This is a genomic window from Blautia luti, from assembly GCF_033096465.1.
GTDB classification, from domain to species: domain Bacteria; phylum Bacillota; class Clostridia; order Lachnospirales; family Lachnospiraceae; genus Blautia_A; species Blautia_A luti.
Genome location: NZ_AP028156.1, coordinates 2221158 through 2236413, shown reverse-complemented (window position 1 = coordinate 2236413; position 15256 = coordinate 2221158). Strand labels below are relative to the sequence as shown.

The window sequence follows — 15256 nt, the reverse complement described above, 5'->3', positions numbered from 1 at the left end:
AATGTAAAATGGCAAAATGGGTTTACATGTTTACAGAAGGTAACGCTAATATGAGAAACCTTCTGGGTGGTAAAGGTGCCAACCTTGCTGAAATGACAAACCTTGGTCTTCCTGTACCTCAGGGCTTCACAATCACAACTGAAGCTTGTACTCAGTACTATGAAGACGGAAGACAGATCAATGATGAGATCATGGCTCAGATCATGGAAGCAATCACCAAAATGGAAGGAGTTACCGGAAAGAAATTCGGTGACAAAGAAAATCCTCTGCTTGTTTCCGTTCGTTCTGGTGCGAGAGCTTCTATGCCAGGTATGATGGATACTATCCTGAACCTTGGTTTAAATGAAGACGTTGTTAACGTACTTGCTGAAAAATCCGGCAATGCTCGTTGGGCATGGGACTGCTACAGAAGATTCATCCAGATGTACTCTGATGTAGTTATGGAAGTCGGAAAGAAATATTTCGAAGAACTTATCGATGAGATGAAAGCTAAAAGAGGTGTTAAGCAGGATGTTGAACTTACTGCAGAAGACCTTCATGAATTAGCTGAACAGTTCAAAGCTGAATATAAAGCAAAAATCGGTGCTGATTTCCCAACTGATCCTAAGGAACAGTTAATGGGTGCTATCAAAGCCGTATTCCGTTCATGGGACAACCCACGTGCAAATGTATATCGTCGTGACAACGATATCCCATATTCCTGGGGTACTGCAGTTAACGTACAGATGATGGCATTTGGTAACATGGGTGATGACTGTGGTACAGGTGTTGCCTTCACACGTGACCCTGCTACAGGAGCTAACGGTCTGTTTGGTGAATTCCTTACAAATGCTCAGGGTGAAGACGTTGTTGCCGGTGTTCGTACACCTATGCACATCTCTGAAATGGAACAGAAATTCCCGGAAGCATTCGTACAGTTCAAACAGGTTTGCGAAACACTTGAGAAACACTACAGAGATATGCAGGATATGGAGTTTACTGTAGAGCATGGTAAGCTGTATATGCTTCAGACACGTAATGGTAAGAGAACAGCTCAGGCTGCTTTAAAGATCGCTTGTGACCTTGTTGATGAGGGAATGAGAACAGAAGAAGAAGCTGTAGCTATGATCGACCCACGTAACCTTGATACTCTTCTTCACCCACAGTTTGATGCTGCTGCTCTTAAGGCTGCTACACCAATGGGCAAAGGCCTTGGCGCTTCTCCTGGAGCTGCTTGCGGTAAGATCGTATTCACAGCTGATGACGCTGTTGAATGGGCTGAAAGAGGAGAGAAAGTCGTACTTGTACGTCTTGAGACATCTCCAGAAGACATCACAGGTATGAAATCTGCTCAGGGTATCCTGACAGTTCGTGGTGGTATGACATCTCACGCAGCAGTTGTTGCCCGTGGTATGGGTGAGTGCTGTGTATCCGGATGCGGTGATATCGCTATGGACGAAGAAAACAAGAAATTTACACTTGCTGGTAAAGAGTTCCATGAAGGAGACTTCATCTCCATCGATGGTACAACTGGTAACATCTACGACGGAATCATCCCGACTGTAGACGCTACAATCGCTGGTGAGTTCGGACGCATCATGGCATGGGCTGACAAGTACAGAACAATGAAAGTTCGTACAAACGCAGATACTCCTGCAGATGCTAAGAAAGCTGTAGAGCTTGGTGCAGAAGGTATCGGTCTTTGCCGTACAGAGCATATGTTCTTCGGTGAGGGACGTATCGATGCATTCCGTGAAATGATCTGCTCCGAAACAGCAGAAGAGAGAGAGAAAGCACTTGAAAAAGTTCTTCCATATCAGCAGGATGACTTCAAAGGTCTCTTTGAAGCTCTGGAAGGTAACCCTGTTACTATCCGTTTCCTGGATCCGCCTCTTCATGAGTTCGTTCCTACAGATGAAGCTGACATCAAGAAACTTGCAGATGCTCAGGGCAAAACTGTAGAGCAGATTAAGACTATCATCGCTTCTCTTCATGAGTTCAACCCGATGATGGGACATCGTGGATGCCGTCTTGCTGTTACTTATCCTGAAATCGCTAAGATGCAGACAACAGCAGTTATCCGCGCAGCAATCGAAGTTAAGAAAGCTCATCCGGACTGGACAATCAAACCGGAAATCATGATCCCACTTGTTGGCGATGTAAAAGAGCTTAAATATGTTAAGAAATTCGTAGTTGAGACAGCTGATGCTGAGATCAAAGCCGCTGGTTCTGACCTTCAGTATGAAGTTGGTACAATGATCGAGATCCCGAGAGCAGCTCTTACAGCTGATGAGATCGCTAAAGAAGCAGACTTCTTCTGCTTCGGTACAAACGACCTTACTCAGATGACATACGGCTTCTCCCGTGATGATGCAGGTAAATTCCTCAACGCATACTATGACGCTAAGATCTTCGAGAACGATCCATTTGCAAAACTGGATCAGGTTGGCGTTGGCAAGCTGATGAAGATGGCTATCGAACTCGGCAAACCGGTTAACCCGAACCTTCACGTAGGTATCTGCGGCGAGCATGGTGGAGATCCGTCTTCTGTAGAATTCTGCCACAAGATCGGTCTTAACTATGTATCCTGCTCACCATTCCGTGTACCGATCGCTCGTCTTGCAGCAGCACAGGCAGCTATCGCTGAGAAGAATGCATAATTAACATAAAATATAGATTCATGCGAAAGCATGATTAGTGTCCAAACGTAAAATGGACCTTGGAACTTGGGAGAAATCTGAAGTTCCAGGGTCTTTTTGATACAGAAATTTGTTTCTATATTATAAAGATTTGGGTGAGAGATGATGCAATTTGAGGATAAATTTCATTTGACATCAGAGCAGAGTTTATTTCTTGCAAAAAAGAAATGGGATGAGAATGTATATTGCGGAATGAAAATGGAAAACAGAGCAGTTACATTTCCCCAGACTCAAACCATATTAAACGGTGTTAATGTGCCGAATGTACAGCTTGATGACATTCAGGCAATTTTGAATATGCGTGATGCATGGAAGTTTCTGTTGAATACAGTAAATGAAGAAATTACATTCGAATACTGGTGCAGGCTGAATGAATATATTGCAAGAAATGAAGCTCTGGAGTGGGGAAAACTTCGTACAGGGACAGTTGGTATTTCAGGAACAGACTATGAACCACCTGTTCCCAACAAAGAGAAAACAATAGAAGAATTGACAGATATTTTATATGATACGAATGCTTCTGCAACAGATAAAGCGTTAAAAGCTTTTACATGGGGAATAAGAGGACAGTTCTTCTGGGATGGAAATAAGCGTACCAGTTTAATGCTTGCAAATAAAATACTAATTTTGGCCGGCGCTGGTATTATGACCATTACGGATAAATATATGGAACAGTTTAATTCATTATTGTTGGATTATTATAATACTGGTGAAAGGGAAGATCTAAAACAATTTTTATATCAAAATGCAATACAGGGTATAACAATTTGACCATAATAAACTACCATATTTTAAGGTTTCTGGAAACTTTGGAAGCGATTTATATAGATTCGCGCAAAAGCGTGATAGTGTACAAAAGGAGTAATACCGGACCTCACAGTATGAGCAATTGTACTGTGGGGTCCTTTTTATTTCATAATTTTCTTTGTCTGAATGGATTAGAGCTGTCTGTTTCGGTCTGGATAATGTGTTGGCTTCATGATATGATGATTACAAGTTAGATAGAACTAACGAATTATGTGGGTTAGTGCCTTTTTTGATGCATTTTTTGTGGCAAAACGCGGAATAATCATTTGTCAGAAGGTTTTAATCTCCCAGAAAACAAGGCGGTTATTCAGGCAGGAGCTCTTTGCTGGAGTCATAATGAAGAGTGGGAAAATTGATATGGATAACATTGTCTGCATGATTTTAGGAAAAGGAGACAAAGGACATGAAAGACAAAATTTTTGGAGTTTTGCAACGTGTAGGAAGATCCTTTATGCTTCCGATTGCAATTCTCCCTGTTGCAGGTCTGTTGCTAGGTATCGGCAGCTCTTTCACAAATGAAACGACCATTGCTACCTATGGATTACAGAATATCCTGGAAAGCGGGACATTACTTAATTCGCTTCTGCTTATTATGAATAAGGTCGGAAGTGCAGTATTTGATAACCTGCCGCTGATTTTTGCAGTGGGTGTTGCCATCGGTATGGCGAAGAAAGAGAAAGAGGTTGCTGCTCTTTCCGCACTGATCGCATATTTTGTTATGAATGTGGCTGTCAGTGCGATGCTTCTTATCAACAATGAGATTACTACAGATGGGCAGATTGCAGCAGATGTACTGGAAGGAACCATTACTTCTGTATGCGGGATTCTGTCTCTGCAGATGGGTGTATTTGGCGGTATTATCGTAGGCCTTGGGGTTGCGGCACTTCATAACCGTTTTCATAAGATCGTGCTTCCGAATGCACTGTCATTCTTCGGCGGTTCCAGATTTGTACCGATCATTTCCACGATCATATATATGTTTGTGGGAATCCTGATGTACTTTGTATGGCCGGTAGTTCAGAACGGTATTTACGCACTGGGAGGTCTGGTAACAGGCAGCGGTTATGTTGGAACTTTAATCTTTGGTATCGTCAAACGTGCGCTGATTCCGTTTGGTCTTCACCATGTATTCTATATGCCATTCTGGCAGACAGCAGTCGGTGGTACTATGGAAATTGCAGGACAGATAGTACAGGGCGGACAGAATATCTTTTTTGCACAGCTTGCTGATTCTGTAAATGTAGCACATTTCAGCGCAGATGCAACCAGATATTTCTCCGGTGAATTTATCTTTATGATCTTCGGTCTTCCGGGAGCAGCACTGGCAATGTACCGCTGCGCAAAACCTGAGAAGAAAAAAGCAGCAGGCGGACTTCTTCTTTCCGCAGCACTGGCATGTATGTTTACAGGTATCACAGAGCCACTGGAATTCTCGTTCCTGTTCGTAGCTCCGGCGCTGTTTGTAGTGCAGGTAATTCTGGCAGGTGCGGCTTATATGATCGCACATATGCTGAATATCGCAGTAGGACTTACTTTTTCAGGTGGTTTCCTTGACCTGTTCCTGTTTGGAATCCTTCAGGGAAATGCAAAGACAAGCTGGCTGAGAATCATTCCGGTGGGTATTATTTATTTCATTCTGTACTATGTGATCTTTACATTTATGATCAAGAAATTTGATTTCAAAATTCCGGGACGTGAAGACGACGATACAGAGACAAAACTTTATACAAAAGCAGATGTAAATGCGAGAAAAGAGGTTGGAAATACAGCAGGTGCAGCTGTAACAACCTCCAGTGATCCGGTAAGTGAACTGATCACCAGAGGTCTTGGCGGAAAGAAAAATATCTTAGATGTTGACTGTTGTGCAACCAGACTTCGTGTCACAGTTGCGGAACCGGAGAGAGTCCGTGATGAACTTCTGAAGCAGACAGGTTCCAGAGGAATCGTGAAAAAAGGACAGGGCGTACAGGTTATTTATGGTCCTCATGTAACAGTTATCAAAGCGAAATTGGAAGAATATCTGGAAACTGCTCCGAGTGAGTTTGCGGAGGATACCCAGAAGAATATACCAGGAACACAGAATAATACTGTAGTAGAAGCTGAAAATAACGCAGCCGAAAATATAGATAGCCAGAACAGTAACAGCATTGCAGTGCAGAACCAGAATATAGAAACTGAAAATGTAGATAATACAGATAATGCAGCAAAGACATTTGCGCCTGTAAAAAAAGAAAAAATCAGAAAAACAGCTATTATTTACAGCCCGGTAGACGGAATCGCAGCGGACCTTTCTACTGCACCGGACGAAGGATTTGCAGAAAAAATGATGGGCGACGGTGCAGTCGTAACTCCGACAGAAGACACCGTATACGCTCCGGCAGACGGCGAAGTTGAGTTCATTTTCGACGCAAAACACGCCATCGGCTTCCAGACAGATTCCGGCATCCCAATGCTTCTCCACATGGGAATCGATACTGTAAAACTGGAAGGAAAAGGCTTCGAAATCCTAGTAACAGAAGGCCAGAAAGTGAAAAAAGGAGAGCCGATAATGAAACTCGATTTAGAGTTCCTAACCGCCAACGCTCCGTCTATCACCTCCCCGATTCTTGATACAGAACCGGAAGATAACCAGAGAATCAGACTTCTCGCAAATGGCGAGATCAAGGCTGGTGAGCCGTTATTTGCGGTGGAAACATTGGAATAATATTATAGAATAGAAATAACAAAATAAAAGAACAGTTAGATGATCAAATGATATGCTACTCTTATATAGGACAATGAAATATAAAAGTCCTATATGAAGTAGCATATCAATGAATATCTGACGATTCTTTTAATAAATGAAATTACAATTGGTTTTATTTGCTATTATTCTTTAGTGATGTTTTGGCATGAACGAGTTAAAGTTCGGACCAGTCGTTTTCTGCTTCTTTATGGTTGCGGAAGAACTTCCGGTCGGATGAGGTTCCGATGGTACTGGACTCATAGAATGGTGGAACATGCGTGCAGTTCCTGATACGAGAAAGGGAATTCAGCAGGTACTGAGAGTTTTAAATAAGGAAACACCTCAATCTCTGATGCTGGCGGCTTATGGTCTGAGCCTGACAGATCATTACTGGATGCAGCCCATTTTCAAAGAACTGTACTGGAAGGATATTAATTTTTTGAAAATGATTTCTCAGAGGAGTTGGGTGATTTGTTGACAGATACTGGGGGATAGATACAGAAGAACACATTTCACTTTTTTCTCCAGCATCTTCTGTAAATGGAGAAATGAAGAAGAAATGGATTATCAGAGATGGTAAACGCTATTTGATGAAAATAAATGCAAATAATTATGGATAAGTTCTTTCTGCAAAAAAGAAGCAAACATGCTTTCTTATATAAAAAATAAGGAATTGATCAATAAACAAAAACTTCAAGGATTCCTGAAAGAGACTGAGGAACTTTTGGCAGAATATACCAAAATGCCCAAACAGCGTGCAGAGAAAATATTATTATCAGCGGCATGCGAAATTGTAGAAAGAATTCAACCTGCGAGAGAGTATGGAAAAAGAGCGAATTGCACAATTTCTGTAAAAGAACCAATCAGAGAAAATAAGTTAAAGAAGTAGGAGTACAGATATATGATCAACAGAAATGACATGCTGGAATTAACACGCAGAATGACATTATCCAGAAATTGTTTTATGCGTGCAGCAGGTGCATACATAGATGAAGATGGATTTATAGATAATACATTTAATGTAAACTTTAAGAATATGGGAAAGCATGACCAGCAGGTAAATCTGGATCTTGCAAAGACAATTCCGTTTTCGAAAACTAACGAACAGTTAAAATGCTACAAATTTCCGGCAGGAGACATGGCATATGACAGTAGTCATAAGCTTCTGATGGCATTATCTCAGTATGGATTAAAGGATGACCTGCTGGTACAGACTCTCTGCGAACAGCTCGCAGAGGGAATCTGCGGAACAGAAGATGCACCGAATAAGACCAGCCATTTACATGGACGTGAATTCGGGATATACATTTATCATGGTATATATGATATCCCAAAGAAAGGCTCAGATCAGAGCGAACAGTGGGAATCTGAAGAAGTCTACAGTTTTCTGGTATGTGTTGTAGCTCCGGTAGATAAGGATTATAATGCCGGAAACCCGAAATGTGGCTTCATTTTTCCTGCATTTGAAGATCACTCCTCAGAGCCTGGGAAAATAGACATCTTTTTTGAAAACCCAGATCGACCAGATGAGGGATTTTTGAAAAAAATATTGAGGAATTAGGGTTGGTGCTATAAAAGATGGAAATTCAATTTAGTCATTTTGAGGTAAAATGACTAAATTGAGTTCGTTTATAAGTTGAAACAGACTCAGAAATTTACATGGTCTGAATAAGAGTAATAAATGCTCTAAGCATAAAAGAGAGTTCCCTTATTTCAGGAACTTTCTAAGCAGTTTTTCATAAACTTTTCTATATGGCTGGTATCTCATCGGGAGGTCTAGCCATGTTTTTTTGTCTACAATACTCTTGTAATGAGAGAAAGTATTGAAGCCATCTTTTCCATGGTAGGATCCCATACCGCTTTCTCCGAAGCCTCCAAATCCCATCTCACTGGTAGCCAGATGAATGATAGTATCATTTACACAGCCACCGCCGAAACCGCAGTGGGAGGTTACTTTTTCAGCAACTTCTTTATTGGAAGTAAAGATGTATAAGGCCAGCGGATGTGCCATGGAATTAACGTTCACAATAGCTTCATCCAGTGAATCATAAGTCAGTATTGGAAGTACCGGGCCAAAGATTTCTTCCTGCATGACAGCATCCTGGAAAGTGACGTGATCCATTACAGTAGGTGCAATCTGCAGAGTACCTGGATTGCTGTCACCGCCACAGACAACTTTGTTCGGATCGATCAGGTTATGGATGCGCGAGAAGTGTTTCTCATTAATGATTTTTCCGTAATTTTTGTTATTCAGAGGGGTAGAACCAAACTGTTTTTTTATTTGTTTCTGAATTTGACGGATCAGTTCATCCTTGATTTCTTTGTCGCAGTAAATATAATCCGGTGCAACACAGGTCTGTCCGCAGTTGAGATACTTTCCAAATACAATTCGTCTGGCAGCCAGTTTCAGGTTGGCGCTTTTCTCTACAATACATGGGCTTTTTCCGCCGAGTTCGAGGGTAACAGGAGTCAGGTGTGCAGAGGCTTTTGCCATTACTTCACGACCTACGTGTTGGCTTCCGGTGAAAAAGATATAGTCAAAATGTTCATTAAGCAGAGAAGTGTTCTCTGCACGTCCACCATTTACGACTGCTACATAATGCGGATCAAAGCATTCGTCGATGATAGATTCGATCACACGGCTTGTATTCGGTGAGTACGCACTTGGTTTCAGTACAACTGTATTTCCGGCGGCAATGGCATCTACCAGCGGATCGATTGTGAGCAGGAAAGGATAATTCCATGGGCTCATGACCAGAACCACACCGTAAGGAGATGGTTTTTTGTAACTTCTGGAAGCGAACTGAGCGATTGGAGTCAGTACAGTCTTTTCTTTTGCATAAGATGGGGTGTGGCGGATCATGTAGCTGAGTTCTGAGAGTACAAGACCTACTTCACACATATAAGACTCAAAATTACTTTTTCCCAGATCACGTTTCAGGGCTTCATTGATAAGCGGCTCATATTTCTGAATACAGACCCTTAATTTCTTTAAAGCTTCCAGCCTTTTTTCTACCGGTAAAGTAGCATCTGTATAGAAATAACTGCGTTGTTTCTGGACGATTTCTTTGATTTCTGTTTCTGTCATAGAACAAACTCTCCTTATCATCAAAGTTGGAATACTAGTACATCGAATATTAAGTAATCGCCATGTTGACTTGTCTGATTTTTCATATGCCGCGTTGTCGTCAATCGCCGTAGCCACCGCTACGCCTCATTTCTCCGCCTTGCATATGAGAAAATCATCCGGCGTCAATATAGCAGATACTTAATTTTCGATGTACTAGCAAGCAATTTCTGAATTATTTTCTGCAGGAATCAGCATGTAATAGAATTTCTCAAGTTCAGAAGCATCCATCAGTTTCGGCACTGGATACAATGGATTTGCTTCTTTATCTGCATAATGTGCCAGTTTCGGAATATCAGTTTCCTGAATTTCTTTTACAGTATTTCCAATTCCAAATTTCTCTTTCATTTCTTCAATTGCCTGGATAAAAAGTTCTGCTGCCTCATGATCCGGAATGCTTTTATCAGCAACTCCGGCAGAAACAGCCAGGTTGTGGAGCTTTTTGTCAATACAGCTTCCATATTCACGAAGCACCATCGGCAGCAGGACTGCATTGGCAAGTCCATGAGGAATATTATATTCTCCTCCAAGTGAATGTGCAACTGCATGTACGTATCCTACATAAGATTTGGTAAAAGCACAGCCGGCATAGAAAGAAGCATGGAGCATATTTCGTCTGGCATGAATATTATCGCCCTGGTCATGAACAGTATAAATGTTCTCAAAAATCAGCTTTACAGCCTTTAAAGCGTCTTTACGTGTATCAATGGTTGTGGAATTTCCGATATATGCTTCCACTGCGTGAGTCAGTGCATCCATACCTGTAGTGGCGGTGATAAAAGGCGGAAGGCTTAAGGTAACTTTCGGGTCCAGGACTGCATAGCGCGGGATCAGCGGAAAGTCATTGATCGCATATTTATATCTGGTATCCGCATCGGTAATGACAGCGGCGAGAGTAGTTTCACTTCCTGTACCAGCAGTGGTCGGAACTGCGATGAGAAGCGGCAGTTTTTTGTATACTTTCAGGATTCCTTTCATCTGAGCCAGAGATTGTTTTGGTTTTACTGCACGTGCACCGACAGCTTTGGCACAGTCCATACTGGAACCGCCGCCAAAACCGATGATCACGTCACATCCGTTCTCATGATAGAGATCCAGTGCTTCCTGGACATTTACAGTAGTAGGGTTGGCAACTGTTTTGTCATACATGGTATATGGGATACCTGCCTCTTTCAGGGCTTTTTCCAGACGTCTGGTAAGTCTGAGTCTGGCAATTCCTGCATCTGTAATGATCAGTACGTGTGTACATTTGTGACGCATAATGATCTCCGGAAGTTCTTTGACACTTCCTGCGATTTTCGGTTTGCGGTAAGGCAAAAATGGAATAGCAATGTGAAAAGCTTTTTGAAAAGCCCTGCAATATATTTTTCTGACTAGATTCATAATAAGTTTTTCCCTCTGAAATTAATGAATAAATGACCGGTACATCGTCCAGAACAAAAGAACTTCGCCCGAATCAATAGATAACTAAGAAAAATATAGCAAGGTGAAAAAGAAAAGTCAATATATTTTGAATATCAAAAAATATGAATGGCATAATATTTGTAATAAAAAAGAATCCTGCATACCGGAGTCTCTGTCTGAGGTGTGTTGGCTCAGCGATATAATTTCCTTTTGTTGCAGTGAAATCCTGCCCGGGGGAATTTTATGTCATAGTAAGAATATTATAAAACAATTTCTTATGACATAAAAAATACTGTACATCTCATGAATATCATAAAACATGGGAGATACAGTATTTGACGAAAATTCTATTTTGTAGTTTACAGACAGGACAGAGCATACTGCAGGGAATCTTCCAGATGCTGTTTCATCAGATCTCCGGCTTTGGTGATTTCTCCATTTTTATACGCTTCAAAGATCTGCTTATGCATCTGCCCGATATTATGCTGAGATTCCGCCTGCGTTTCATATAAATTAGAAAAGATCGTAAGCTGACTGCGAAGCTTTTCAGCTGCCAGTGTCAGGCGGCTGTTTGCACAATAATCGTAGAAGATTAAATGAAAATGGTCAGAATAGTTAATCCATTTCTCAGTTTCTTCTTTGGAAAGAGGCGACTGCTGGGCTTTTTCTTCCAGTTTCAGGGTATGGCAGATATTATCTTCTAATATCTTACAGATCTGTTCATGCTCAGGAGAATTTCCACTGTAAAGAATCGCAAGCCGGTCCAGATCGCCCATGAACTGATAAAGCTCTGTCAGATCCTGCTTCGATAATTCAATTACATTTACTCCGATATTAGAATAATAGCGAACCAGACCATCTTCTGTAAGGCGGGTAAGTGCCTCGCGAATAGGAGTGGAGCTGACTTCAAACTGCGCCTGGAGATTTTTAAGCGTTAATTTTTCACCCAGAGGGATTCTCTGATGCAGGATATCAGAGCGGAGAATCTGGTAAATTTGCTCGGATAAGGTTGATTTATTTAATGCCATGGTAGACTCCTTATAATTATAATATAGTAGATTTTCGTTTTTAAGTAGAGATAAGTTATTTATTCACATGCTACTATCCCGTAAGGTGATTTGGCATGAATATGCCAAAATCCCGAAATATATTGTACGGATTTGAATTTATGATTGAGACATAAATTAGGTTTGCGAAGCAAACAATACTCCTTGAGTTTATCACGAGATGGTTCACATTTTTTTTGCCCTGTAAAGTATGTTATTGAACACAGAGCAGACAGTAACAAGAATAACTTTACCTGATGAACAGGAGAAGTAAGAACCGACTTATTCTTATATATTATTTGTAATGATATAGTTCAAAAGCATAAAAGTCAAGGATTTTATATTTTGCAAAATGCAAAATGCATATTGCAAAAATTCATCGAAAGTGGTACACTAATTACAATTTAAAACTTTAATGGGACAACGCGTTAAGGCGATTAAAAACAAGCTTAGAAAAATAAGAGTTACTGCGAACGATGGGAAAGTGAACAGTGACAAATAAGACAACCGGGGTGATCAGATGAGAGATGAAAAACTGTTAAAAGAGCTTACACAGCTCTGGGGCGTATCCGGATATGAGAAAGAGGTACGCAAATATATTGAGAAAGAGGCCGCTCCTTATGCTGACGAAATGCTGACAGATGCAATGGGAAACCTGATCGTTAAGAAGAACGGTACAGGTGGACCGGATTCCAAGAAGATCATGTATGCAGCGCATATGGATGAAATCGGATTTATGGTAAAGACCATTGAGGCAGACGGAAGATTACGTGTCTGCAATCTGGGATGGAACTGGACAGGATCTGCATACAACAGCAGAGTACAGTTTAAGAACGGAACAATCGGCGTAGTAAGCTGTATGGGATCAATCGAAGAAGCTGCCAACAAAGCCGGCAAACTTTATATCGACATCGGAGCTACATCAAAGGAAGATGCACTGAAATATGTAAATCTCGGTGATCCATGCGGATATCGCGGAGAATATCTGGAACTTCACAATGACCGTGTATGTTCTAAGAGCCTTGACAACAGAATCGGATGCTACCAGCTTCTGGAAGCCTTAAAAGAGAATGACGGAACTTATCCAAATGATATTTATTATGTATTCTGCGTACAGGAAGAGTTAGGATGCCGTGGTTCCAAGACAGCAGCAGAGAGAATCCAGCCGGATATCGGAATCGCAGTAGACATTTCCCCGGCACATGATTATCCGTGTGACTTGGAGGGAAGCAACGAAGTGGACGGTGGAATCGGCGTTAAGATCTGCGACCCGTCAGTTGTATGTGATGAAGATGTAGTAGAAGCAATGTACAAGTGCTGCGAAGAGAATCACATTCCATACCAGAGAGAGGTTATTGACCAGGGTGGTACAGATGCTTCCAGCATGAATCAGTCCCATTATGGTGTGCGTACAGGCGGAATCGTAGTAGTCACCAGATATCCACACTGTCAGAGTGCTGTAGCTTCCAAGAAAGATATTGAAGCCGGTGTAGATCTGATGAATGCATTTTCCAAATATACGTTTAAATTTTAACCGAAACTGCGGAGCAGTTATTCAGTTATGAGCAGGTAGCGAAACGGATGATTTTATCCGCTTGACTTGAATCAAACGAAATTCCTGATGCGAATATAAAAAGAGATGAGACAAGCAGAATATCTGATTGAATCAGCTTATGAATCTGTAAAGCGAGAAATTCAGACAGGGAAAGTAAAGAAACCCGTTTAAGTCCTGTCTTAAAATAAGCAACTTACAAACCGGCATAAAAAGAAAGAGGACCAAGAATATGAGAATGAAAAAAGCCCTTGCAATTTTAACAGCTGTATGCACAGTGACAGCGTCCATGTGTTTTGCAACCGTTGCACACGCAGCAGACAAGACTGATCTTGTTATTGCTCTTGATGCGGACATCGATACACTTCATGCAACTAATTATTCCACAGGCGTAGAGCAGGATGTCTTAAACCAGATTTACGACACCTTAATGTACTATAACCCGGATGGAAAACATGACCCGGAACCAAGAATTGCTGAGAGTTATGAGGTCAGCGAAGATGGTCTGGATTATACTTTCCATTTAAGAGATGATGCAAAATTCCACGACGGAGCTGCAGTAACAGCAGATGATGTTGTATTCTCCCTGGAACTGTTCAAACAGTCTGAATATCAGGGATCACAGATTTCCATGCTGTCAAGTGTTGAAGCAACAGATGATAAGACAGTTGTATGTCATCTGGATACTCCATATGCACCATTCCTGCAGGGTGTTCTGACTCCTTACATTTGCGAGAAAGCATACTATGAGAAAGATGAAGATGCATTTGCTACAAATCCGATCGGAAGTGGCCCATATAAATTTGTAAGCCGTGCAACAGGAAGTAACATTACTCTGGAAGCAAACGAAGATTACTACCGCGGAGCACCGGAGATCAAGAACCTTACATTTGAAGTAATCCCGGATGCAGCTACAAAGGCAATCGCACTCCAGACAGGAGAGGTAAACTTTGCAGAGGTTGATTCTTCCGTACTTCCACAGCTTCAGGCAAACTCAGCGATCAAAATCGCAGAAGTAGAGAATTCCGGATTCGCTTATGTATCCATGAATCTTGAAAAAAAGCCATTCAATAATGAGAAAGTCCGTCAGGCAATTAACTACGCTATCGACAGAGATAACCTCGTTTCTGTATGCTACGATGGTGAAGCAGAAGTAAACTCCAATATCTGCGCAAAAGAAAGATTTGGATATTCTGATGATCAGCCGCAGTACACTTATGATCCTGATAAAGCAAAAGAACTTCTTGCAGAGGCGGGAATCGAAACACCATATGATCTGGGCGAGATCCTTGTAGCAGAGAAATATTCCAATCTTGCAACTGTTATCCAGAATGACCTGAAAGCAGTTGGCCTTGAAATGGAAATTTCTGTTAAAGAATTCAACTCTTACATCAGTGATCTGACAAGCGGAAACTATGGTATCACAGCTCTGACAATGACATTGGACGGCGACACACAGAGTCTTGAAATGGCATTTACATCTGATTACATCGGAACTGCAAACAATGCAAGATATTCTGATGAAGAGATGGATAAACTGTTCGATGAAGCAAGAGCAGAGACAGACAACGATAAGAGACTTGAGATCTTTGACCAGATTTTTACAAAAGCACAGGACGAGGCAATTTATGCAGTTCTCTGCAATCCTCTTACCCTGTATGCATACAACGCAGAACTTACATGCCCGGAAGAGTTCCCATTTGAAGGAAACTACTACGTATATGATTTCAACTGGGCATAAACTGATTTTTTATATAAAAAGCCCACCGGGCAGGATTCTTTTTACAGTACAAAATGAGTTATAAAAAAGAGATAAGATAACTGAATTTGACTGAACCAGATGAATAAACAAAAGGACTGTTGCATTAAGCAATAGACATGACTTACCCGAAAGCGTGAGTGAGTTCATGAAAATGC

Annotated in this window: 10 protein-coding genes; 7 read left to right on the top strand and 3 right to left on the bottom strand. The window is 41.3% G+C overall.

Features of this window, described 5'->3' with window-relative positions; genetic code table 11:
• Positions 1–8: 8 nt before the first annotated feature.
• The 5 genes from ppdK (at position 9) to R8695_RS10400 (ending at position 7771) form a co-directional block, all read left to right on the top strand.
• On the top strand, positions 9–2639 hold the full coding sequence (ppdK, locus tag R8695_RS10420; protein WP_055058049.1) for a pyruvate, phosphate dikinase: 2631 nt from the start codon (positions 9–11) through the stop codon (positions 2637–2639).
• A 237-nt stretch (positions 2640–2876) separates the two neighbouring features.
• Complete coding sequence (locus tag R8695_RS10415) at positions 2877–3449, top strand: Fic family protein (protein ID WP_243139465.1); 573 nt, start codon at positions 2877–2879, stop codon at positions 3447–3449.
• A gap of 439 nt (positions 3450–3888) precedes the next feature.
• Complete coding sequence (locus tag R8695_RS10410; protein ID WP_154779819.1) at positions 3889–6189, top strand: PTS sugar transporter subunit IIABC; 2301 nt, start codon at positions 3889–3891, stop codon at positions 6187–6189.
• Positions 6190–6856: 667 nt separating this feature from the next.
• Complete coding sequence (locus tag R8695_RS10405) at positions 6857–7099, top strand: SGNH/GDSL hydrolase family protein (RefSeq protein ID WP_154779818.1); 243 nt, start codon at positions 6857–6859, stop codon at positions 7097–7099.
• Between the two features lie 12 nt (positions 7100–7111).
• Positions 7112–7771 carry a DUF4317 family protein gene (locus R8695_RS10400; RefSeq protein WP_118508783.1) on the top strand — a complete coding sequence of 220 codons (660 nt, stop codon included), beginning with the start codon at positions 7112–7114 and terminating at the stop codon, positions 7769–7771.
• 147 nt (positions 7772–7918) lie between these two features.
• Here the strand turns inward: R8695_RS10400 and R8695_RS10395 are convergent, their stop codons facing one another.
• The 3 genes from R8695_RS10395 to R8695_RS10385 form a co-directional block, all read right to left on the bottom strand.
• Positions 7919–9319: an aldehyde dehydrogenase gene (locus R8695_RS10395; RefSeq protein WP_154779849.1), complete on the bottom strand. Its 1401-nt coding sequence runs from the start codon at positions 9317–9319 to the stop codon at positions 7919–7921.
• 174 nt (positions 9320–9493) lie between these two features.
• Positions 9494–10720, bottom strand: a complete 1227-nt coding sequence (locus R8695_RS10390; RefSeq protein WP_154779817.1) for an iron-containing alcohol dehydrogenase — start codon at positions 10718–10720, stop codon at positions 9494–9496.
• A gap of 380 nt (positions 10721–11100) precedes the next feature.
• Complete coding sequence (locus tag R8695_RS10385; RefSeq protein WP_118508785.1) at positions 11101–11769, bottom strand: GntR family transcriptional regulator; 669 nt, start codon at positions 11767–11769, stop codon at positions 11101–11103.
• Between the two features lie 538 nt (positions 11770–12307).
• Here R8695_RS10385 and R8695_RS10380 point away from each other — a divergent pair.
• Both R8695_RS10380 and R8695_RS10375 read left to right on the top strand, forming a co-directional pair.
• Positions 12308–13321, top strand: a complete 1014-nt coding sequence (locus R8695_RS10380; protein ID WP_118508786.1) for a M42 family metallopeptidase — start codon at positions 12308–12310, stop codon at positions 13319–13321.
• Between the two features lie 250 nt (positions 13322–13571).
• The gene (locus R8695_RS10375) at positions 13572–15080 is read left to right on the top strand and encodes an ABC transporter substrate-binding protein (RefSeq protein WP_118508787.1); all 1509 of its coding nucleotides are present in this window, start codon (positions 13572–13574) and stop codon (positions 15078–15080) included.
• The last annotated feature ends 176 nt before the right edge of the window (positions 15081–15256 follow it).

Bases quoted from the DNA above. Each gene is read 5' to 3' on its own strand.
- ppdK (WP_055058049.1), top strand. From the start codon at position 9: ATGGCAAAATGGGTTTACATGTTTACAGAAGGTAACGCTAATATGAGA.
- R8695_RS10415 (WP_243139465.1), top strand. From the start codon at position 2,877: ATGGAAAACAGAGCAGTTACATTTCCCCAGACTCAAACCATATTAAAC.
- R8695_RS10410 (WP_154779819.1), top strand. From the start codon at position 3,889: ATGAAAGACAAAATTTTTGGAGTTTTGCAACGTGTAGGAAGATCCTTT.
- R8695_RS10405 (WP_154779818.1), top strand. From the start codon at position 6,857: ATGCTTTCTTATATAAAAAATAAGGAATTGATCAATAAACAAAAACTT.
- R8695_RS10400 (WP_118508783.1), top strand. From the start codon at position 7,112: ATGATCAACAGAAATGACATGCTGGAATTAACACGCAGAATGACATTA.
- R8695_RS10395 (WP_154779849.1), bottom strand. From the start codon at position 9,319: ATGATAAGGAGAGTTTGTTCTATGACAGAAACAGAAATCAAAGAAATC.
- R8695_RS10390 (WP_154779817.1), bottom strand. From the start codon at position 10,720: ATGAATCTAGTCAGAAAAATATATTGCAGGGCTTTTCAAAAAGCTTTT.
- R8695_RS10385 (WP_118508785.1), bottom strand. From the start codon at position 11,769: ATGGCATTAAATAAATCAACCTTATCCGAGCAAATTTACCAGATTCTC.
- R8695_RS10380 (WP_118508786.1), top strand. From the start codon at position 12,308: ATGAGAGATGAAAAACTGTTAAAAGAGCTTACACAGCTCTGGGGCGTA.
- R8695_RS10375 (WP_118508787.1), top strand. From the start codon at position 13,572: ATGAGAATGAAAAAAGCCCTTGCAATTTTAACAGCTGTATGCACAGTG.